Origin of the sequence: Nocardia sp. NPDC059228 (genome assembly GCF_042754245.1) — a bacterium.
In the GTDB taxonomy this organism is placed as follows: Bacteria; Actinomycetota; Actinomycetes; order Mycobacteriales; family Mycobacteriaceae; genus Nocardia.
Genome location: NZ_JBHZAL010000001.1, coordinates 646,407 through 667,845, shown reverse-complemented (window position 1 = coordinate 667,845; position 21,439 = coordinate 646,407). Strand labels below are relative to the sequence as shown.

General features: G+C 67.1%; 16 protein-coding genes. 12 read left to right on the top strand and 4 right to left on the bottom strand.

Going from position 1 to position 21,439, the window contains the following annotated elements; all coding sequences use genetic code 11:
• The first annotated feature begins 55 nt into the window (after window positions 1-55).
• Both ACFXKA_RS02850 and ACFXKA_RS02845 read left to right on the top strand, forming a co-directional pair.
• Entirely contained in the window at window positions 56-1,192 is a 1,137-nt protein-coding gene (locus tag ACFXKA_RS02850) for a hypothetical protein (RefSeq protein ID WP_379425630.1), read from the top strand.
• Window positions 1,189-3,018, top strand: a complete 1,830-nt coding sequence (locus ACFXKA_RS02845) for a protein kinase (protein WP_379425628.1) — start codon at window positions 1,189-1,191, stop codon at window positions 3,016-3,018. The genes ACFXKA_RS02850 and ACFXKA_RS02845 overlap by 4 nt, the downstream gene beginning before the upstream one ends.
• 94 nt (window positions 3,019-3,112) lie before the next feature.
• On the opposite strand, the gene ACFXKA_RS02840 is transcribed toward ACFXKA_RS02845, so the two are convergent.
• The gene (locus tag ACFXKA_RS02840; protein ID WP_354830395.1) at window positions 3,113-3,466 is read right to left on the bottom strand and encodes a DUF4254 domain-containing protein; all 354 of its coding nucleotides are present in this window, start codon (window positions 3,464-3,466) and stop codon (window positions 3,113-3,115) included.
• 331 nt (window positions 3,467-3,797) lie between these two features.
• On the opposite strand from ACFXKA_RS02840, the gene ACFXKA_RS02835 reads away from it, so the two are divergent.
• Window positions 3,798-4,637: a GntR family transcriptional regulator gene (locus ACFXKA_RS02835; RefSeq protein ID WP_379425626.1), complete on the top strand. Its 840-nt coding sequence runs from the start codon at window positions 3,798-3,800 to the stop codon at window positions 4,635-4,637.
• Window positions 4,634-5,317, top strand: a complete 684-nt coding sequence (locus tag ACFXKA_RS02830) for a GNAT family N-acetyltransferase (RefSeq protein WP_379425624.1) — start codon at window positions 4,634-4,636, stop codon at window positions 5,315-5,317. The genes ACFXKA_RS02835 and ACFXKA_RS02830 overlap by 4 nt, the downstream gene beginning before the upstream one ends.
• Before the next feature lie 336 nt (window positions 5,318-5,653).
• Here ACFXKA_RS02830 and eccCa read toward each other — a convergent pair whose 3' ends face one another.
• Genes eccCa through eccD form a run of 3 tightly spaced genes read right to left on the bottom strand, consistent with a single transcriptional unit; the run spans window position 5,654 to window position 12,584 of the window.
• Window positions 5,654-9,676 (bottom strand): type VII secretion protein EccCa, encoded by a 4,023-nt coding sequence (gene eccCa, locus ACFXKA_RS02825; RefSeq protein ID WP_379425622.1) that lies wholly within the window; start codon window positions 9,674-9,676, stop codon window positions 5,654-5,656.
• A 17-nt stretch (window positions 9,677-9,693) separates the two neighbouring features.
• Window positions 9,694-11,166, bottom strand: a complete 1,473-nt coding sequence (gene mycP, locus ACFXKA_RS02820) for a type VII secretion-associated serine protease mycosin (protein ID WP_379425620.1) — start codon at window positions 11,164-11,166, stop codon at window positions 9,694-9,696.
• Window positions 11,163-12,584 (bottom strand): type VII secretion integral membrane protein EccD, encoded by a 1,422-nt coding sequence (eccD, locus tag ACFXKA_RS02815; protein ID WP_379425618.1) that lies wholly within the window; start codon window positions 12,582-12,584, stop codon window positions 11,163-11,165. The genes mycP and eccD overlap by 4 nt, the downstream gene beginning before the upstream one ends.
• A 210-nt stretch (window positions 12,585-12,794) precedes the next feature.
• Here eccD and eccA point away from each other — a divergent pair, with 210 nt between their 5' ends.
• The 8 genes from eccA (at window position 12,795) to ACFXKA_RS02775 (ending at window position 21,437) form a co-directional block, all read left to right on the top strand.
• Window positions 12,795-14,630 (top strand): type VII secretion AAA-ATPase EccA, encoded by a 1,836-nt coding sequence (gene eccA, locus ACFXKA_RS02810; protein WP_379425616.1) that lies wholly within the window; start codon window positions 12,795-12,797, stop codon window positions 14,628-14,630.
• Between the two features lie 155 nt (window positions 14,631-14,785).
• On the top strand, window positions 14,786-16,948 hold the full coding sequence (gene eccE, locus ACFXKA_RS02805) for a type VII secretion protein EccE (protein WP_379425615.1): 2,163 nt from the start codon (window positions 14,786-14,788) through the stop codon (window positions 16,946-16,948).
• A 106-nt stretch (window positions 16,949-17,054) separates the two neighbouring features.
• The gene (locus ACFXKA_RS02800; protein ID WP_379425614.1) at window positions 17,055-17,357 is read left to right on the top strand and encodes a hypothetical protein; all 303 of its coding nucleotides are present in this window, start codon (window positions 17,055-17,057) and stop codon (window positions 17,355-17,357) included.
• Window positions 17,358-17,370: 13 nt separating this feature from the next.
• Entirely contained in the window at window positions 17,371-17,694 is a 324-nt protein-coding gene (locus ACFXKA_RS02795; RefSeq protein WP_379425612.1) for a hypothetical protein, read from the top strand.
• 56 nt (window positions 17,695-17,750) lie between these two features.
• Window positions 17,751-18,077 (top strand): plasmid mobilization protein, encoded by a 327-nt coding sequence (locus ACFXKA_RS02790; protein ID WP_354830412.1) that lies wholly within the window; start codon window positions 17,751-17,753, stop codon window positions 18,075-18,077.
• Between the two features lie 326 nt (window positions 18,078-18,403).
• Entirely contained in the window at window positions 18,404-18,589 is a 186-nt protein-coding gene (locus tag ACFXKA_RS02785; protein WP_379425611.1) for a CopG family transcriptional regulator, read from the top strand.
• A 523-nt stretch (window positions 18,590-19,112) separates the two neighbouring features.
• Window positions 19,113-20,072 (top strand): hypothetical protein, encoded by a 960-nt coding sequence (locus ACFXKA_RS02780; RefSeq protein WP_379425609.1) that lies wholly within the window; start codon window positions 19,113-19,115, stop codon window positions 20,070-20,072.
• 162 nt (window positions 20,073-20,234) lie between these two features.
• A complete protein-coding gene (locus tag ACFXKA_RS02775; RefSeq protein WP_379425608.1) occupies window positions 20,235-21,437 on the top strand; it encodes a hypothetical protein in 1,203 nt (400 codons plus the stop codon).
• Window positions 21,438-21,439 lie beyond the last annotated feature (2 nt).

Genomic DNA, 21,439 nt, shown 5'->3' with positions numbered 1-21,439 from the left:
CGGTGGGTGAGGGGAACGGATGCGTCTGAGGTCCGGGCGATGGTGCACCGCCGGAATGGGTGCCGCCGTGCTGGTCCTGGCCGCCGCGTGCGGGAACGACGGCGGTGCACCGGATTACGGGCCGTACGCGATTCACGGCGTCGATGACTTCGATCGGCGGCCGAGCCGGATCCGCGGGATCTTCGCCGAGTCGGTGCGGCTGGCCGATTACATCATTTTCGCGACCGATATCGATCCCGACCTGACGACGGTGCGCGGCGGCGGGATCTCGGCCGACGATCGCGGCTTCCACGAGACCACGCTCTCGCCGCAGCAGCGGGCGGCGGCGCGCCCCTTCGGGGTGGCCGGTTCCTTCGGTATCGCGGCCGCGAACCGGCCTGCCGGTGACGGTCCGCCGCAGAAGTATCTGGCGGTGTCGCTCACGGCATTTCGCGATGAGCGGTCGGCGACGGCGGCCGCGGCGGAGATGGCCCGGGTCGATTTCGAGGCGAGTCCCGACAACGCGCCGGTCGGGGTCGATGCCTTCCCGGCTGCGCTCAGTCATTGGCGGCCGGGCGTCCCGTCGCTGGGCAGTCTCATGGCGTGGAAGAACGTGGTGATCCGGGTGTACGCCGAACTGCCGGATCCCGATCTGAACCGGCTGGTCGACATGGTCACCACCACCTATCGCAAGCAGGTGGCCGGGCTGGCCGGTTTCGACGCCTCCCCCGTTCCGGATCCGGCCACGGTGCCGCTCGATCCGGACGGCTTGCTGACCCGGCTGGTGCGCACCGGTGATCCGCTGGCCGACCCGAAGACGTTCGCCGCCTTCGGGGTCCGCGCCTTCTCGGCGCTCTCACCGGAGCCACCGCACACTTTCGGCAAATATTCCGGCAGCGGCGTCACGGCGCTGGCGGTGTCCCACAACAAGTACCTGTATCGGATGCGGGATTCGAAGGCCGCCGCACAGTACGGCCGAGACCTCGCCGCCGACCCTGAGAACTCGGAGTACACCTGGATGCGTAATGTCCGCGGCCTGACCGCCGCAACCTGTTCGCAGGCGACCCGCCCGGACCCGAAATCCGTGCCGGCCCGCCGCTATCGCTGTGTGGTGGTGCGCGACGGGTATGTGGCGGTGGTCTACAGCAATACCGAGACCGATGTCCGGCAGCTGGCGGCGGCGCAGTACGCGATCATGGGAGGTCCGCGATGAAGGCACTGCTGCCCGACGATCCGCGCTGGATCGGCCCGCACCATATGATCGCCGTCATCGGCACCGGCGATATGGGCCGGGTGCTGCTGGGCCGCACCCCCACCGGAAAGCTGGTGGCGGTCAAGCAGATTCACCGCTCGCAGAGCGTGGATATGGAGTTCCGGGCGCGCTTCCAGCGGGAGCTGGAGACCACCAAGCAGCTGACCGGACCCTATACGGCGGCCGTGGTGGACAGCGACGCGGATGCCGAACGCCCCTGGCTTGCCACCGAATACCTGCCGGCGCCGGATCTCGCGACGGTCGTCGCGGCCTGCGGTCCGCTGCCGCTGCCGGCGCTGCGCCTGCTGGCGACCGGCCTGGCCACCGCCCTGACCGAGGTGCACCGGGCGGTGCTGATGCACCGGAATCTCAAGCCCGGCAATGTCCTGCTGATGCCCGAGGGCCCGCGCATCATCGATTTCGGCATCACCCGGGCACGCGACGGCGAGGGCGCTTCGGCCGCCGTCGCCGACGCCGCGCCCTACGTGGCCCCCGAGCAGGCCGGGGGCGAGCCGGTGACCTCCGCCGTCGACATCTACGCGGTCGGCATGCTGCTGGTCCTGGCCGCCACCGGATCCATGTCCGCCACACCGGATCTGCAGGCGGTTCCGCATGCGCTGCGCAAACTGGTGGAGTCCTGCCTGGCGCCCGATCACGCGCATCGCCCGTCCGCGCGTCAGCTGCTGGAGCAGGCGGAGCGGATTCCCGCGGAATCGGCGTGGCCGCAGCCGGTGCTGGAGTTCATCGAGACGCATCGAGCAGATGCCGAATGGTGGGCGTCCAGCGGTGAGCAGGAGACCCGCTACCGGGATCAGCTGGCGCGCTTGGCCGGTCGGCGGCGGCGCACGATCGGCTGGGCGGCGGCGGCCGTCACCGGACTGGTGGTGGTGAGCGGCACGCTGGCGGGGCTGAGCCGGTCGTCGCAGACCGACGGCCATGCGCAGCCGCGCACGGACCCGTCACTGGACTTGACGGCCATGGAATTGCGGCTGCTGGACTTCTGCGCGGTCATCGACAAGGCGGTGCCCGGCAAGCTCGGCACCCGCACCGGTGATCCGCAAGCCTCGCCCGAGGGCGGCTGCGGCACCACCGTGGTCGATTCGACGCAGCGAAAGGTCCACTACAACCTGGACATTCCCGACCACGCCATCGGTGTGGACCAGTTGACGCCGACGGGCCGGACCGCCGGCTGGGGCCCGATCCTCAGCGCCGGAGCCGCGGACAACAAATGCGACACCGTGCTGGTGACCCAGTCCGGCGGGAATGTGCCGCTGCGGATGTCGGCCGAGGAGCTGGACCCCGCGGCCCAGCCGGGAACCGCCTGCACCGCGGCGGAGGACGCGCTGACCGCCGTCGCGCAGCAGCTCACCTCGTACGTGCCGCAGCGGACGGTCCCGTCGAGTTCGATTCTGCGCGTGGACCCGTGTTCGCTGGTGCAGGACAGCACGATTCGGGAGATCGTCGGCGATATCGCCGACCATCAGCGCTCCCCGCACGCCTGCGCCACCATCGGCCGGGACGGCTGGGTCCGCGTCGACCTGGTCGACCAGAGCCGCCCCGATCAGGGCGAGTGGACCTACGAGACCCTGCAGGCCGGCGAATTCACCGCGTATGTCACCGGCGCACGTTCCAGCAACGACTGCTACCTCAGTTATCCGGTGCGGCCCACGGATAAAGGCAACGCCGAGCAACTGAAGCTCACGGTGTCCGATCTGTCGAATTCACCAGATGCGTGCGGCAAGGCCGTGAAACTGCTCGACGAGGCCATCCGGCAACTGCCGAAGTAGCCAACTCCGCGCACTGCAATTGCAAATGATCTTTCGCGCGGAACATGGCGGTCCGGGCCGCCCTCGGGCCCGGACCGCACAGTTGTTGCGTTATTTACCAGGCGGGGAGCCGCCGCCGACCGGCGAGCACATCACGAACGAGATCGTCGTAAGCGTCCGACAATTCGGCTAAATGGTGCCAAGCGCCGTGTAGCATTTCATCATTCGCGTCAAGGGTCATCAACGCGTGATGAGCCCGAACCGAAGCCTCTGCGAGGCGATCGATGACCGAACCGACCGTTTCGGTGTGCAGGGTCGCACCCAGCCGATGCTGGGGAACCGAGCGCACGATCCAGTCGTCGATGGCCATGACCAATTCGATTCGGCGGCGCTTTGTTTCGACGATCGAGGTGGGATCGGTTTCCGGACCGATACCGCCGCGCCCGACCAGCCGCCGCTCGTGCAGCACCGCGAGATCGTGGGCGAACCACAGCAGGGGTCCGCCGATCACCCGGTGACCGCGACAAGCGCGCAGTAGTAGGTCGGAGGTCGGCAATAGGCCGGCAGCCAAGGGCTGCGCCTCCATATCCGCATACGAAGCGGACACGTCGGGCAATGCCACAACGACCGTGTTTGTTGTCTCCGAACCTGCCACGTTGCCTCGCGTTCTTCGACGTATAACAACACCGCATTCAGGACGTTCATTACAATAAACCTCAGAATGCTGGTGTCAAGCCTTACACGGCAGTAGTACTACCGGAGTAGACTTCTGAGCCTTGAAGCAACAACCGAGGAGCGAGATGGCGGACGGTCCGAGATATCAACGGATCGCAGACCTCCTCCGCGAGGAGATCCGCGCCGGCAAGTGGGAACCGGGCGATCGACTGCCGAGTCACAATGAGCTGGCCGACCAGATGCAGGTTTCGATTACGACAGCTCGCAACGCAATTCAGCTCCTGGTTGCCGAAAACCTGGTTTACACAGCCACTTCCCGGGGCACGATCGTGCGCAGTCAGGAAGTGCTGGAATCCGTTGTCACCAACCATATTCGGCCGGACCGGCCGAAGGCCGCGCACGACATCTTCTCCGAGATCGCGCGCGCCGCGGGGCGGGAGCCGTCCAAACAGTTCAGCGCCAGAATGGAACCGGCCAGTCCGGAAGTGGCGCACTGGCTGGGTGTGGCGCGCGACGAGTGGGTCGTGTCACGCACGATCATGCAGTATCTGGACAACGAGCCGTGGTCGTGGGAGGTCAGCTTCTATCCGCGAGATCTGGCCGAGGCCACCGGAATCGACGCACCATACGATATCCCGGAGGGCACCACGCGGCGGCTCGCCGAACGCGGATTCGCCGAGACCGCCCATCGCGACACCATCGTCGCCCGACCCGCCACGGCCGAGGAGGCGGCGCTGCTGGGCGTGGGCCCGGGTACGCTACTGCTCGACCATCTCCGCATCGGAGCGAATCACGATCACGTCACTCGAGTGACGCGCCATCGTTCCACAGCGGCCCGCAACCGATTGGCATACGAATTGGGCGATGACGAAGGAACGGACATAATTCGTAAAACTCTGGGCGCTCCATTTCCGTCCGGAAATTCCCATTCCTTCGGTAATTCCCGGCTACCCGGTTCACCATGAAACCGCACCTGCGCCGCGCCCGTATTGCCGATCTTGGGACCATCACCCGGTTCCGGCTGCAACGTACGAGCTGGCTGGCGGCGCGCGGCAGTGACCAGTGGACGCGGGCCGGGCGAGGACTCCCCATCGAGACCTTCGTCCGGTCCGTGGCCCACGCGGTCCGCCAGGACGAGACCTGGATCGCCGAGTTGGACGGTGAAGCGGCCGGCACCATCACCGTCAACGACCGCGCCGACGAAAACCTCTGGTCTCCCGGCGAACTCGCCGACGCCGTGATCATCCACTACATGATCGTCGACCTGCGCTTCGCCGGAATCCGTGTCGGCGAAACCCTCCTGGCCCACGCCGCCCACCTGGCCCGCGAACAACACCGCACCTGGGTCCGCCTCGACGCCTGGACCACCAACACCGACCTCCACGCCTACTACCTCCGCGCCGGCTTCCACCTCGCCCGCATAGCCGGCCCCGAAGCCACCGGCCCCTCCCGAGCCCTCTTCGAACGCCCCACCGCAGCCTGGCCCCACCCCGTCGCGACGCGCCCAACCCTCACCCTGGCAGCAGGCGAGACCACCCGCTTCACCCTGAACCCGGACCCCACCACCATCTGGTCCCTCACCCACAACCCACTCCTGCGCACCCTCCCCGGCGCGATCACCGAGCCGGGCCCGGCAACCACGTGATCCCTGTGGCTACTGCATCTCAGCGGCGCAGTTTCGGATCGTCACTGGCATAGACGCTTTCGGCAGGTCGCGCGTCCGCAGACGGCGTGCGGTGGACGGCGACGATGTTCGCAGGGTCGGGGGGCACGGCGAGATTCGCTTCGCGGTCCAACCGGGCACGGAATTCGAGATCTTCGGCGAGGGGGCCAGAGGACGTCGCGGCGGGGCAGGGCGGGGTGGGCGGCCAGGTAGACCGTGCCCATTCCGCCGCTGCCGAGCGCGCGCGTTCGATGCGGTGGCCGCCGGATATCGAGCCGGGGCCGATGTGTTCATGCGACTTCCTTGTGCGCCACCCGGTTACAGCGCGGGGAGGTCGGCGATTTGGATCATTTCGTCGCCGCGGGAGCGCGACCAGAGGATGCCCCGGCCGGGTGGGAGGCGCATGGGGCGGATGTCGCCGATGAGTTTGCCTTCGTCGCGGGAACCGCTCATGAGGAGGGCGGGGACCGACAGGTTCTTCATCGAGCCCAGGACCTGGTCGTAGAGGGCTCGGGAGATGCCACCCATGTTGCGGGAGATGATGACGTGCAGGCCGATGTCGCGGGCCTGCGGCAGGAGTTCCACCAAGGCGCCCAGGGGGTTTCCGCCCGCGACGACCATGTCGTAGTCGTCGACGACGACGTAGATCTCCGGACCGGTCCACCAGTCGCGATCGCGCAGCTGCTGGGGGGTGATGTCGGAGCCGGGGATGCGCTTGGAGAGGTAGTTGACTACCTCCTTGATCATGCCGCCGCAGGTCTGCGAGGAGGTCGAGTACCCGGCCAGCTGGTCGCCTTCCAGCACCCCCAGCAGAGTGCGGCGGTAGTCGATGAGGATGACGCGGGCCGTGTCGGCATTGGAGCTCTCCGCCAGGCCGCGAATGATGTTGCGCAGCACCGTGGTCTTACCCGATTCGACTTCGGAGAAGACCATGAAGTGCGGGTCGGAGCTGAAATCCAGGACGATCGGCTGCAGCTCGGATTCGCCGATGCCGATGACGACCTTGGTGGGACTCTGCTGAATTCCGTGGCGGCGGGCCAGTTCCAGCGCCTGTTCGCGGGGCACGCTACCGGGCAGCGTGCGAACGGCGGGTGCGCGGCGTTCGCCCCAGATGGCCTGCATCTCGGTGCGTGCGGCGGCCACACCCTCGGCCAGATTCTGGACGTTGGTGTCGGAGTCCAGGCGCGGCATGGCGATGAGCATGTGCAGCTGGTCCGGGGTGAGACCGCGGCCGGGCCGGTTGAGCGGGACGTTGACCGCGACGCGGCGGCCCATCTCGGAGTCGGAGGGGTCACCCAGGCGCAGCTCGATGCGGGTACCGATCATGTCCTTCACGGAGGCGCGGATCTCGCCCCAGCGGTTCGCGCCCAGGATCACGTGGATGCCATACGAAAGACCTTGGGCGGCAAGCTGTCCGACCACCGGCTCCAGGCTGTCGAATTCCTCGCGGACGACCTGCCAGTTGTCGATCACCAGGAACACGTCACCGAATCGGTCGGCCAGTACCGGGTCGTCGGCGCGGTCCGAGGCCAGCGCGGCGTGCTTGCGCCGCCGGAATTCGGCCATGGATTCGATACCCTGGGCGGCAAAGCGCTCTTCGCGTTCGCGCAGCAGGGTGGCGAGTTCGGCGATGGTGCGCCGCACTTTGTCGGAGTCGAGCTTGCCGGCGACCGAACCCACGTGTGGCAGGCCGACCAGACCCGCCATGGAGCCACCACCGAAGTCGAGGCAGTAGAACTGCGCCTGTTCGGGCGTGTGCGTGGCCGCCGCGGACATGATGATGGTGCGCAACGTGGTGGACTTGCCGGACTGCGGGCCGCCGACCACGGCGACATTGCCCTGCGCCCCGGCGAGATTGATGGTGAGCACGTCGCGGCGCTGCTCATAGGGCTTGTCGATGATGCCGATCGGCATCCACAGCTGCCCGTGCCGGTTGACCGGCGACCGCCAGTCCGGATCCGGCAGCAGCATGTCCACGGTCGGCGACTCGTCCAGCGGCGGCAGCCAGACCTCGTGGGCCGGGCGACCATGACCGGTCAGTCGTTTCACGACGGTCTGGAGCAGGCTGTCGGGCAGGCCTTCGTCGCCCGTCGGCGGCGGGGGCGGCAGCAGGTCGAGCGGATCGAGCGGGTTCTCCGGTTCGGGCTGCTCGAGGATTTCGACCATCGCGGCGGTGAATTCGCGCGGCGGCGCTTCGACGACGGTGGTGCCGTCCGCGGCCTGCCGGGCGGCCCGGGGCGCGACGTAGGGACCCGATACATAGGTCGCGTTGAACCGCAACGGATCCGAGGCGTCGCTCTTGAGGTAGCCGGAACCCGGGACACCGGGCAGGTGATAGGCGTCGGTGATGCCGAGCACCGCGCGGGATTCGTTGGCCGAGAACGTACGCAGACCGATGCGATAGGACAGATGCGAGTCGAGGCCGCGCATCTTGTTCTCCTCCAGCCGCTGCGAGGCCAGCAGCAGGTGGACGTGGAGCGAGCGGCCCAGTCGGCCGATCATGACGAACAGATCCGCGAAATCCGGCTTCTGCGAGAGCAATTCGGAGAACTCGTCGATGACCACGAACAGCGCGGGCAGCGGGTCGAGCGGCACGCCCGCCGCGCGGGCCTTCTCGTACTCGTTGACATTGGCGAAGTTGCCCGCGGAGCGCAGCAGTTCCTGCCGCCGGTTCATCTCACCGGCGAGCGCGTCGCGCATACGGTCGACGAGCGAGAGCTCTTCTTCGAGGTTGGTGATGACCGCCGCCACGTGCGGCAGCGGGTCCATACCGAGGAACGTCGCACCACCCTTGAAGTCGACCAGGATCAGGTTGAGCTGATCCGGCGAGTGCGTGGTGACCATCGAAAGAATCAGTGTGCGAAGGAATTCCGACTTACCCGAGCCGGTGGCGCCGATGCAGAGGCCGTGCGGCCCCATACCGTTCTCGGCGGATTCCTTGATGTCGATCTCGACGGGCGTCCCGTCCGGGGTGATGCCGATGGGCACACGTAGTCGCTCGCGTCCGGCGCGCGGCCGCCACACCTTGGCCGGGTCGATCTGGGACGCGTCCGGGATCTTGAGCAGGTTCATCAGACCGGGGTCGGCGGCGGAGGTGTTGTCGCCGAGGCTGACGATCTGCGCCGCGGTGGCGATGCGGAAGCGAGCCAGGCTGCGCGAGAACGCCTCCGCCTCGGCGAGGGTCACGCTGTCGGCATTGGCGAACTTCTCGGTGCCCGCCGCGCTCTTGGCGAACACCTCTCCCCCGGCCGCGACGAGCTGCAGCCCGCGCCGCGCGGCCAGGCTGTTCTCGGCGGCGCTCAGATCGATGACGGTGACCGCGTCCAGACCGGACTCGCTGATCAAACGCTCACTGCCGCTGACATATCCGTCGTCGATGATGACGACCAGGTGCATGCGCCCCTGCGTCGGTTGCGGATTGCGCATGAACCGCCCGCGTTCGAGCAGATCGTCGGCCAGCGCCGTCTCCAGCTCACCGAGCGAGCCGTAGATCATGCGGGCCGCGCCCATGCCGTCGCGCTGGCTCGAATGCTGCACGTGCGGCAGCCATTTCGCCCACGCCCAGGCCTCGCAGTCGGGTTCGGCGGTGACGATGGCGACGGCGACGTGGTCGGGGCCGTGGAACGCGGTGAGCTCCATGAGCATCGACCACACCAGCCCGCGCGTATCCTCGGCCGGCCCCTCCACATTGATGGCGGGGAAGGCGCGCAGCGACACCGCGGTCGGCAGGTGGTGCACCACGGAATGCGTTCGCACGAAACGACGCAACGCCACGGTGGAGACCGGTTCCAGATCCTCCAGCGGACCGGTTTCCGGCCGCGCCAGCTTGGCCGCGAGCCGATGCGTGCCGATGCCGACGCGCACATGCCCGAAGTCGGGATCGTTGGGCCGCCGCTCCCACATGCGCCGGGTGCCCACGATGGACGGCAGGTCCGCCGGTTCCGGATGACTCCAGACCAGCGTCTCCAACTGCTTCTGCCCGGTGCGCCGGACCTCGCGGCGGGTCTGGTCGAGGTACCGGAAGTAGTCCTTGCGTTCCTCGTTCAGCTCCGAGGAGCTCTTGCTGCTGCCGCGCTGACCCATGAGCATGCCGGCCATCGACATGATCATCATCATCGGCATCATCATCATGTACGGGTTGGACAGCATCGACCGGCCCATCAAGCTCATCATGGCGAGCATGCCGATCATGGCGACGACCATGATGACCGGCATGAGCTTGCTCATGAGCGGCGCGGGCACCGGACGCGGAATCTCCGGCGGCGCGGTCAGCGCCATCTCACCGCCCGGGGCGCGGGGTGGGGCGATGCGGGGCCGGCGCACGAAACCTTCGGTAGCCATGGGTATTTCTCCGGTCGTTAGGAATCGAGGTCGGGTAGCTCGTCGTCGCGGCGGCGTCGCCGGAACGGAATCGACACGGCGAGACCGATTCCCAGCGCGGACAGACAGACGATGGTTCCGACGGTGGCGACCAGCCGCGGCAATCGCGCTGGGCCGACAGGCTTTTGCGGTGTGGGGAAGGCCTGGGATTTCGCGGCCCCGACATGGATCGGCAGCTCGGGCGTGTCCGCCGTGAGCGTGCTCGCCGGGAACTGCGCGGTGAGGGCGGCGACCGGATCGATCAGGCCCGCGCCGACGCGGTCATCGCGGCCGGTGCCGGGCTGATGCGCGGTGAGCATGATCTGGTTCATCACCTGCCGCGCGGTCCAGTCCGGGTACTTCGCCCGCACCAGCGCCGCCAGGCCCGCCACGTACGGCGCCGCGAAACTGGTTCCGTTGATGGCCTTCTGGCCCGAGTCGAGACCGGTGGCGTTGACCAGCCCGGTTCCGCCGGGCTTGTTGTCGAGCGAGACGATGTTGGTCCCGATCGCCGCGACACCGACCCACGGGCCGTAGAGCGAGAAGCTGGAGGGTCCGCCGCTGGGGTCGACCGAGGCGACCGCCAGCACGTACTTGTTGAACCAGGCCGGGCTGGAGATGGTCTTCACCTTGTCCCAGCTGGTCTTGGTATTGCTGTACTGGTCGTTCTGCGTTCCGCAGCCATTGGCCTGGTCCACATTGCCGGCGGCGACGACCACGACCACGTTCTGTTCGTAGGCGAACCGCACGGCGTCGCCGAGCGCGCTGTCCGCGGTGTCGCCACCGGCGGCCGTGCAGGCGTCCTCAGAGATATTGATAACGGTCGCACCCATATTCACCGCGCGCACCACGGCCGCGGCGAGGGTCTGCATATTGCCGTACCCCGACTTGCTCATGCTGCCCGGCGTGTCCCCGCCATTGGAGTCCTTGGCCTTGTAGGCGTCGCTGAGCTGACGGATCGACAGGATCTCCGCGTCCGGCGCGACTCCCACGAACGCGTCGTCCGCGCTGGGCTGAGCGGCGATGATGCCCGCGACCAGGGTGCCGTGGCCGTCGCAATCCTCGGTGGTGCCGTCTCCGTCGGAGACGTAATCCCCGCCGCCCTGCAGGTTCGCCAGCCGCGGATGCCGATTCACACCCGTGTCGATCACCGCGACCTTCTGCCCCGCGCCCCTGTGGTTCGGCCCCGGATTGGCCTGCCAGGCCCCGGGCAGGTCGAGCACCTTCTGCGCGACGGGTTCATCGCGCGGGGTGTCACCCTTCAGCGACTGTTCGACACAGACCGCGTTCTTCTGGGTCGGCACCGGTGGCGCGGGCTTGCCGGCCAGCGCCTGCGCATCCCCGATATGGGAGAGGTCGGGATCGGGCTGGGTGACGGTGGCCGCCGCGGTGCCCTGCGGCCCCAGCAGCGCACCGCCGAGAATCGCCCCCGCACACAGTGTTCGCGCCCAGTTTCCGGGACGCCGAATCATATGTTCCGAGCCGTCGAGTAGACGTCCATGATCCACAGCACCAACGGGACGATCGACACGATCAGGCCGTATTCGAACAGCTCGTTGAAGCGCCGGGTGACCGGGGTGACCTCGACGTGCGGGCCGATGACGCCGAATCCGACGGCTCCCACCGCGAATACCAGCAGCAGTCCGGCGGAGACGAGCAGCATCCCGTCATCGGACAGTGCCAGCAGCACCGCCAGACCGATGAAAGTGACACAGCCGCTGGCGATCAGCGTGGCGGCCTGGGTGAGATCGGCGAACGAGCGTCCGCGCAGGCAGAGAATGATCGAGATGACGACGGTCAGGGCGATACCCTGCCAGCGGTCGGAGTGCAGTGGGTCGGCCGTGCCGAGCGCACCGGCGACGGCACCCAGCGCACTGCCGATGACGATGCCGGTCTGGAACTGATTGGCGGTGCGGGCACGCTGCCCGAGTCCGTGCGCGGAGGGCAGCACGGTCGCGCCGATGGCGCCGATGCCCTCGATGGTGGGGCGGGGTTCGTGGTCGGCCGGATCGATGGCGGCGCCGGCGGTGGGCACCGGCGGCACGGGTAGTCGCGCCAGCATGGCGGCCAGCCGCGGCACCATCGACAGCACGATGATCGACGCGACCAGTACGCCCGCAGCCACTTTCGGCACTCCGGCATCCCAGATCATCCGCACGGCCGCGCCGATTCCGGAGAGGATCACCACGGTCACGACAGCGGACACCACCGCGGCGCCGGCCCCGATGATGCGGTAGCCGACCACGGCGAGCAGCAGGGTCGCGGCCGCGCCGAGCATGAGGTGCGGACTGCCCACCGAGCCGGGCACGGCCAGCGCCGCGCCGCCGAAGGTGAGCAGCAGCATGCACAGCGTGAGCACGGTCGCGGTCAGCTCGTCGGCGTACTTGCGCATGGCGATGGCGGCGGCGACCAGCGCGGCGACGGCGCCACCCAGCAGCAGCGGCGGCGCCACGAACTTGTCGCCCCCGGATCGCGAGATCAGCCCCAGCACAACCGCGAACGCGACCGCGGCCACCCCGGCCACCAGTCCGGTCCACCGTGCGGCGGTCACGGACCAGCTGCGGAACTCCTCGGCCGTGAGCCTCGACACAGCGTCGATGACGTCGTCGAACAGCGCGGGCGCTTCCTTGGCGGAAACCGCCCGCAGCACCAGCAATTCGCCGTCGTAGATCTCGGCGTCATTGAGCGTCTGACTGGGCGCGATCATATCGCGTCCCAATTTGGCCAGCGTCCAATGCTGCGACTGGAGTGGTGTTCCCCCCTCCTCGCCGCCGATCGGGTCCGGATTGCGGGATTCGATGAGGCGCACCAGATCACCGATGAAGGCGGCGATCGGAACGTTGGCCGGCAGACCGACGTCGAGCTGGGTATTCCCCCCGATGACGGACACACGGCACAATTCGGGTTCAGCCGCCCGCGGGCCACTGATCGACTGTGCTGTCACTAGCTGAACTGCTCCCCTGTAGCTCTCAACAGTTGCCCGCCCAGGGCGGTTAACCATAATGTATCCGACTGTCCGCAGCCGTGCGATTCGCATGGTGTGGGTGGGGATTGTGAACGAAAGACCAACCAGGCTCGACGAATTCGGGGTTCGACTAGGATGATCGACACTCGCCAGGCCCAACGCGCCTTCGATGCGGGAGTGCTGTCACTGGGGTTGAGCATCGAGGGCCAGGAGTCGAACCGGGACCTCGACTACGCCAAACTCGCCTTCCAGCGCGCGACCGAATGGGACCCCACCATGGCCGACGCGTGGCTGGGCCGGGCCGCCGCCGGCGAGGTCACCAAGGATGTTCTGAGCAATCTGTACAAGTGCAGCACCGTCTCGCTCGGGCGGGAACAGCGCCGGTTGGGGCTGGCGCCGCGACAGCTTGCCGGACGTTTCCTGCCGGGCCTCTACATCGATTACCCGCTGGCCGGTTTCACCGAGATCCATCTGGCGTGGGCCGCGCATCTGATCGCCGAGAAGCAGTACGACGAGGCCGAGCAGGTGCTCGGCGAACTCGAAAAGCACCGGCGGGCACGGGCTTCCGAGCCGGATTTCGAAATCGACGGCCGCATCGCCAAGTACGTGCGCGGCATCCTGCACTACAACACTCAGCGCTGGCCGGATGTGATGACCGTGCTGGCCGGTTCCGAGGGTTGGGAAGACCCGTATCTGGCGGCCGGCGCGCATGTGATGGTCGGCACAGCGTGTGCGCAGCTGGGTCTGTTCGGTGAGGCGATTCGCCGGATGGAAGCCGCAGAGGCGGGCCCGATTCCGGCCGCGCGCACCGCGGCCATGTTCTGCCGCGGCCTGTGCCTGCGCGAACAGGGTCAGGCCGATGAGGCGCAGTCGCTGTTCGAGAAGGTGTATTCGCAGGCACCGGATTTCGACGCCAACACCGCGGCCATGCGTGACCGCACCTACCGGATCACCCTCACCACCAAGGAGGTGATCGAGGCCCGCACCGACAGGTGGGATCCGGCCTCGGCGCCCTCGCTGGAGGAGAAGCAGGCCGCCGAGCACGAGGACCGGGCCAAGGAGATCCTGGCGCAGGCGCGCGCCGAGCTGGACAAGCAGATCGGCCTGGCCGCGGTGAAGACGCAGGTGGCCAAGCTGCAGTCGAGCGCGCAGCTCGCGAAGATCCGTGCGGAGAAGGGACTTTCGAGTTCGGCGCGCGGTCAGCATCTCGCGTTCACCGGCCCGCCCGGAACCGGTAAGACCACCATCGCGCGCGTGGTCGCCAAGATCTATTGCGGCCTGGGCATTCTCAAGACCGACAAGGTCGTCGAGACCAAGCGCTCCGACTTCGTCGGCCAGCACCTGGGTTCCACCGCCATCAAGACCGACGCGCTGATCGACACCGCCATGGACGGCGTGCTGTTCATCGACGAGGCGTACACCCTTATCCAGCAGGGTCTTTCGGGTGGTGACGCGTTCGGCCGCGAGGCCGTCGACACGCTGCTGGCCCGCATGGAGAACGACCGCGACCGCCTGGTGGTGATCATCGCCGGATACGACGGCGAGATCGACCGCTTCCTGGCCGCCAACGACGGTCTGGCCTCCCGCTTCGCCAAGCGGCTCCAGTTCCCGTCCTACACGGCGGAAGAGCTCGGCCGGATCGGCGAGGTCGTCGCGTCCAAGCGGGATTCGGAACTGTCCGAGGACGCACTGCGCGCCTTGGTCACGACCTGCGAGAAGCTCTACACCATGGAGAGCACCGACCAGAGCGGGCAACCGCGCCGCGGTGTCGACGTGGCCGGCAACGGCCGTTTCATCCGCAACCTGATCGAGGCCGCCGAGGAGGAACGCGAATTCCGGCTGGCCAATGACGAATCCATCGATCTGAGCGCCGTCGACGAGTCGGTGCTCATGCGGATCGAGGGCCCCGACATGAAGGCCGCGCTGAGCACCCTGCTCGCGTCACTCAACCTATCGTCGGCCGCCGACTGAGGGGCAACTGAACTGTGAACGACTTTCCGCGGGGAGCGGGCGGCTATCAGCCGGGCGGAAATGGTGGGAACCCACAGGGCGGGGACGGGGTCTACCCCGAACGAGAGCGGCACGCCCGCCCGCCGAGCGGGTATCCACAGGGCGGTTCGGACGGCATGAGCCCCGGGGGCGGCCCCGGCAACTTCGCGCCGAGCGCACCGGGCTTCGGGCCGGGCGGTCCGAGCAACTATCCGCAGGGTGAGTGGGGCAATTACGGGCGGGGTGAGCCGGATGGCTCCGGCCCCGGCGGACCCCACAACGTCCCGCCCGCGCGATCGGGCAGCCATCCACGCGGCGAGAGTGGCGATGTCGGGCACGGCGGGTTCGACCCGTTCTCGCAGGGCGGCAATGGCCCGGATAGGCCCGGCGAATACGGGCAGAGTAGACCGGCAGCCTTCGACCGGCGCGGCTCGAGTGTCGCGGCGCCGCCGCGTCCTGCTCCGCCGACGCGGGAGCGGGAGTCCGCTCCGGAACCGCCGAGGCCTCGACCGCCCAGTGCTCCCGAGTCCGCCGCTCGGCCCACGGGCTCGGATCCCACCGCTGTCGCCGATGCGGTCGCGGCCGAGTTGCGGTCCGACAATCTGTGGCTGCTGCGGAATCTTCCTCTGCGGCTGGTGATTCCAGTCATGTTGATCGGAGTCGCGGTCTCGTTGGTCGTGGTTGCGCTGCGCGCACCCTGGTGGGCGGCCTTGGTGGCCGGGCTGGTGCCCGCGCTCATCGGACTGGTGCCGGTGGCCGGCACGCCGATCGGGCTGCGGCTGGGACGATGGGTCGGGTATCGCTGGAAGCAGGCACGCCGCGCGAGTCTCGACGAGAACGCCCTGGTCGACGTCCCGCTGCCCGATGGCGGCAGCTGCGGATTGCGCTGGGACGGCACGCTGTTGACCACCATGCTGCGCATCGATCCGCCGCCGGACACGCTGACGTTGCTGCGGCGCGGTTCACTGAGTACCGATCAGCTGTTGCCGCTCAACGAGATCGCGGCCTGCCTGCGGCAATACGATGTCGAGCTGCATTCGGTCGATGTCATCAGCACCGGCACCCGCACCGCCAGCACCGAGGCGGTGATCTCCGGCTACGCGGCCAGCATCGCACCGCTGGGCCGCCTCTACGACGAGATCCTGGGCCCGCTGCCCGCCATCGCACACCGCACCATGTGGCTGGTGCTGCGCCTGAATCCGCTCGACAACGCCAAGGCCGTCGACAATCGCGGCGGTGGTCCCGAGGGCGCCCTGCGCTCGGCCCTGGTCGCCACCCGACGGGTCGCGAATCGCCTTGCTGGGCACGGTATTACGGCGTCGGTACTGACCACGTCCGAGATGACGACCGCAGTGCGTGAGCTCACCCGCGGTATTTCTGTCGGCGAATTCACCGAGCACCCGGACAACCTGGAGCACAACGGGGTCCACCTGACGAGCTACCAGATCGATCCCCAGCTGTTCAATTCCGATGGCCTGGCCAAGATCTGGGCCGTGCGCAGCCTCGCCACCACGGTGACCGTCCGCCTGCAACCGGTCCCCGAGCCGGGCGCGAAGCCCGGCCAGCCCGCGAGCATCATCGAGGTGGACGCCCGAGTCCGCTACGACACCCCTTACGAGCACGGTGAACCCCCGGTCGCGGGCCTGAAGGAACTACCCCGCCGCCAAATGTGGGCGCTCATGGACATCCTCGCGTACGGCACCCAGGAGATTCGACCCAGCGGCTACCGCGGCCCCGTGGACGTCCTCACCGACATCACCATGCCGACAGCGGGCTGCGGCCAGCTGATCGGCGCCGACGCCACCGGCAGCGGCATCGCGGTCCCCCTCATCGGCGACGGCTCCCGCCGCATCGACATCATCGCCAGCCTCCAACTGGCCCAACAGGTCATCCTCCGCGCCATCGCCCTCGGCGCCGGCGCGGTGGTCCATACTTCCCGCCCGGGAGCCTGGCAGGGCATGGTGACCAATGTCGCCGCCCCCCACGCCCTCTCCCTGGCCTCCTCGGTAACCCACAGCTCCCGCGGCACCGCCATCACCGGCCGCCTCCCCAGCCCGGCCGCCACGGTCATCGTCTTCGACGGTGTCCCGGCCAGCGCTCCCCCGGGCTCGGCCACGGTGGTCACGATCCACGAATCCATCTCCGCCGATTACCAACCCGACGCCGACGTGACGATCGTCCAGCACCCGGATGCCCCACACACCATCTCGGTGCACACCCCCGCCACCATGACCACCGCGCAAATGGTCACCACGCCGGCCGAACAGCACTACCTGAGCGGGGCTGCGACCCGGCGGTGATGACGACCCGGAAGGGTCGTCATCTTTAATTGGGCGGCTCAGAACAACGCTGCGGATTCTGTTCCATCCCAGCCCATGCTGGTAGTCTTCTCGGTAGTCTTGCACTATGGCGATCGAGTGGTACTGGGCGCTGGCACAGATGTTGGCGAAAACCGGCGTGGACATCAACGAGGTATTCGACATGGTGAACGCATGGCAGACCGGCAAACGACGCGTCCGACTCGAGCTCGCCACCGACACCGCGACCGGGCTGCGAACCTTCGTAATATCCGGCCGCGCCGACAACGGCCGGGCCCTCGCCGTCTATGCCCGCCACACCGGCCGCGACATCTATATCTTCGACGCGACCTATCTCACCACTGAGCAGATCGCCGACTTCGCACTCTGGGAGGCGACTCAAAATGACTGACCCGTTCTACGACATGAGCCCAGCCGAGGTGGCAGCGATCAAAGAGCGCCTCGAGTTCACTGGCGAGACGGTGACCGAGAAGGATCTGGGGATCACGGTCGGCCCTGACGCCGAACCTGTCTTCGTTCCCCGGTCGATCAAAATGCCCTACGACCTCGACCAGGCGTGCAAGGCCCGGGCCGCGGCGCTGGGGTTGTCACAGTCGGCGTATATCCGCTCGCTGATCGAACACGACATCGCGACCGCCGGAATCGGCAAGCAGCGGCCGGCGTGGGTACGCGAGCTGCTCGCGGTGATCGCTCACCACGAGAACGATGACAACCGTAGGGCATCCTGAAGCCGCCCATCGAGGAACCGGGGCTGGTCGCCGACTTCGAAGCGTGGGAGCCCGCCATGACTGATCCGGCAAACGATTTCGAGAACATGACCCCCGATCAAATCCTGGAGATGATGCAGCGCTTGCGCATTCAGACCGATCAAGCGCAACTGTTGCCACCCCCGGCCGATGCCGAAACCGAGCTGGCCAATATTCCACGGTCAGTGAAGCTGACCCCCACCCAGGACCGCCGGCTGAAGGCCCGCGCCAAGGAACGGGGCATGAGTCAGTCGGAATACCTGCGGTGGCTCGTCGAGCATGATCTGAACCAGCCGGTGGATCGCCCCCTGACGCTGGCGGATCTACCGCTGATCGTCAAACTGGTTCGCGCCCAAGCGGCGTAACCCGCCCCGCGCGTGAGCAGGGTGAGGCGCGGGGCGCGATGGCTCGTGTCGCGCGTGACCTCGGGGCTGCCCTGCGGCGTTCTCGTGTGGCCCTGGCTGACCTACGCTGTCGGCACCCACGCCGATCCAGACCGTCCTGCGGCACCTGCCCTCGCCCGCCACACGCTGGCAGACCCTGATGGCCGTGCCGATGGGACCGCACCAGCTCGCCGAATACACCGCATGGGAGGCCGACAAATGAACAACACGCCAGACCATGGCTACCCGCGCACCGTTGAGGAAGCCAACGCCTTCCTCAACGGGTCACCTTCGACGACACCACTGCCGTGCCGCCCCTGCCGCCCACTTATGACGAGATCGAAACCGGCATGGCCACCACCTCGCTGAAACTGCCCGCAGAGCTGCGTCAGCAGATCCGTGAGACAGCCGCCGAACACTGCGTCACCGCATCGATGCTGATCCGCCAATATATCGAAATGGGCTTGGCCACCGAGGACAGCCCGAACGGATGATCCCGCTGTCCGACGCCATCCGGGTCTTGACCGCCCTGCGTAAATCGGCGTGACCGTGATGACCGACGACCATCGCGAGGCGTCCTGAACCGGGGCCAGGCGAAGGGGGTTGCGTCCCGTCCTACACACTGGTCACCGAGGTTGTGGGACTGAATGATTCGGCGAGTGCCGGGGAGCTGCCGACTGGATGGTCCCACGTTCGCGGATCGGTGATCCCAGCGGCGCCGGGCGCCTGATCCGAGTTCCGCCGATCGTCTGCGCAAATGGTGACCACCCCGGCCGAACAGCACTACCTGACCGGCACCCCGGCCCTGCGCTGATCGCCGACCTTCCGGTCAGGCGGGCTGATCCTTTTCGGCGGGGAGCCAGGCTTGGAGGTTCTGGGGGTTGATCGGGATCGAGACGTGTTCGTGGGTGATCAGCCAACCGGCCTGTGAGTATCGCAGACATACGGTTTCGCGCACCCAGATCGAGGCCTGGAGGCCATTCGTGCGAGTTCCGGTGTCCAGATGCAGCATGTTCGTTGCGCGCCAAGCCTTACTACGGCTCGGATGACGGCAAGGCGTTCGCGCTGGCACGGCTGGCCGACAATGTCGTCACCGGGACAGACGTCGACGCAAAGTTCGGCCACAATGTCCTTGCGCTGCCACTGCTTACAACCAGGACGACGAGGTATTCGATGGTGCTCGCCGGTGCCGTCCAACCCGTGCTGGAAAGCAACGGCATGATGTTCGGCTTCTCGGCCGCGGCCAGTACGCATGAGCTGACGAAGTCCACCAGCTGGGATCTCTCGGGCAACTTCAGCCCCTTCGCCGGTGCCGCGGGCAATCCCGACGCCACCTCGTTCAATGTGACGGTCCTGCAATTCCCCGACCAGAATATCTATGTGGCCCGACCCAAACCGGACCTAGATGGCCTGTGCACCCTCGCCGACCAGATCTTCGCGGCGCAACTCCCGCTCCTCGACCATGCACCCGCGCTATCACCGCGCGAGATCTTCCGCATGAAATACGACCCGGACGCCATGCTCCGGCGCACCCTGCACCCCGGCGATTTTCCCGACCCAGACCCCATCGTGGAAGTAACCCACAACCCCCGCGGCTACCTCCACTACGTCAGCGACCAGGCCACCTGGAAACCCCTCCTCACCGACAACGGTGTCGACCGCATCTCCACGGCCCGCAAGGGCGGCCTGCTCTTCCGCGCCCGAGACCCCAAGTCCGCCACCGCGCTCTGGTCCGGCATCAACCGCATCATCCCCGGTTCCGCGGCACCGCCCGCCGGTGCGCCGAACGCGGCCTGCGTCGAAAACCCCGAACCCAAGTCCGGCAACTCCTTCGACGCCTGGAACGCCTCGGACAAATACCTCTGCACCCTCCACTACGACCGCTACGTGGCCCGCGTGGCGAGCTCCCAACTCGACGACGCCCAGCAAAAGGCGGCGGCCCAGCACGCGGTCCTGGCGAACAGCCAGTACCTGTGACAAGTCACCGATCTGATTGGCACGATGCGCCCCACACCCCAACCGCCCAGTACACTCTGCACACCAGAAGCAAGATCGCACAGAAAACTTGGTATCGGCGGGGGGATGCTCGACATGCGTCACGGCTTTGGCCGACTACGGTCGGCTCGCATCGGAGTGCGCGTGGCGGCAGCCGCTGCGGTTGCGGTGTCGGTACTGGTGAGCGCTGGATGTGGGTCGGAATCGCATGCGGCTGAGGAACAGTCGGTCGATCTGAGCAAGCTCGATACCGGAAATTACGGGACGAAGCCCCGGAATGTCCAGGCCAAGAATCCGGCGCAGATCGGCAAATACCTCGAAGCACTCCGGATCGGCAACATAATGCCGCTGGCACAGGACATCGATCCAGCCCTGACACATAATGTCCCCGACGTGAACCCGTTCACCAGTGGCGACAGCTTCCTCGCTGATCAATTGGCGGGGAATGCGGCCGCCTTCGGCTGGCTCAATATGACCGAGTTCGATGCAAATACACCTGGATTCATCGCCGGCTTCCAGACCGGCGCACGCTCCAACGAAGACTCCGCGATCTCTTTTGAGCTCAAGGATGCCGTCATGGTCTTCGAGAGCGATGACGCGGCGACCACGGCCGCAAGCGCCCTGGCACGCAGCGGCTTCGGCAAGGACGAGGGGACCGAGCCTGCGCACTCGACCACCTACCCCAGTGCTCAGATCGCGTGGACAGCCAAGGACCAGGCGCTCGCATCGTGGTATGCCACCGGGAAGTTCGTCGTGCTCGCCCTCGCTATCAACCACGAGAACGCAATGCTTCACGAGTCGGATCAGCCCGGCTTGCTTTCCCTGTCCGACAAGGCGATATCTGTCACGGTCGACCGCCTCAAGGCATTCCAACCAACGCCGAAGGACAAACTCGCCGATCTCCCATTGGATCCGCAGGGGATCATTCGGATGACCCTGATACGACCGGCAGGAGACTCGACCGCCTTCGCCTTCGACGGCACACTCGACGCGCACGGTGCGCTACACCCGGCCGATGACCCGAACACAACTCGGGCCCTCTTCGATAAAACCGGCGTGGATTTGGTGAGCTACGGCGCAGGCCAGGTGGTCAGGACCCGGGACTCCGCGGCGGCCGCAACGTACGTCACCGATAAGGGCTCCGCCAAGTTCCAGCGCCCGGTCGACCCACCATCAGGCTTGCCTGGTGCACGGTGCGTCGAGTACCACGGGCCGAGCAAGAACGAATTCCCGTTCCGTTGCCTTGCCGCGTATGGGCGGTACGCAGCCGAGGTCTGGTCCACACAGAAACAGGATGTGTACCAACGAATCTCGGCTCAGTACGCCATGCTCGCCAATAGCAGATAGGA

Coding starts and splice junctions, on each gene's coding strand:
- ACFXKA_RS02790 (WP_354830412.1), top strand. CDS start 17,751: ATGACTGATCCGGCAAACGATTTCGAGAACATGACCCCCGATCAAATC.
- eccE (WP_379425615.1), top strand. CDS start 14,786: ATGAGCCCCGGGGGCGGCCCCGGCAACTTCGCGCCGAGCGCACCGGGC.
- ACFXKA_RS02830 (WP_379425624.1), top strand. CDS start 4,634: ATGAAACCGCACCTGCGCCGCGCCCGTATTGCCGATCTTGGGACCATC.
- ACFXKA_RS02850 (WP_379425630.1), top strand. CDS start 56: ATGGGTGCCGCCGTGCTGGTCCTGGCCGCCGCGTGCGGGAACGACGGC.
- ACFXKA_RS02845 (WP_379425628.1), top strand. CDS start 1,189: ATGAAGGCACTGCTGCCCGACGATCCGCGCTGGATCGGCCCGCACCAT.
- ACFXKA_RS02800 (WP_379425614.1), top strand. CDS start 17,055: ATGGCGATCGAGTGGTACTGGGCGCTGGCACAGATGTTGGCGAAAACC.
- ACFXKA_RS02835 (WP_379425626.1), top strand. CDS start 3,798: ATGGCGGACGGTCCGAGATATCAACGGATCGCAGACCTCCTCCGCGAG.
- ACFXKA_RS02795 (WP_379425612.1), top strand. CDS start 17,371: ATGAGCCCAGCCGAGGTGGCAGCGATCAAAGAGCGCCTCGAGTTCACT.
- mycP (WP_379425620.1), bottom strand. CDS start 11,166: ATGATTCGGCGTCCCGGAAACTGGGCGCGAACACTGTGTGCGGGGGCG.
- eccCa (WP_379425622.1), bottom strand. CDS start 9,676: ATGGCTACCGAAGGTTTCGTGCGCCGGCCCCGCATCGCCCCACCCCGC.
- eccA (WP_379425616.1), top strand. CDS start 12,795: ATGATCGACACTCGCCAGGCCCAACGCGCCTTCGATGCGGGAGTGCTG.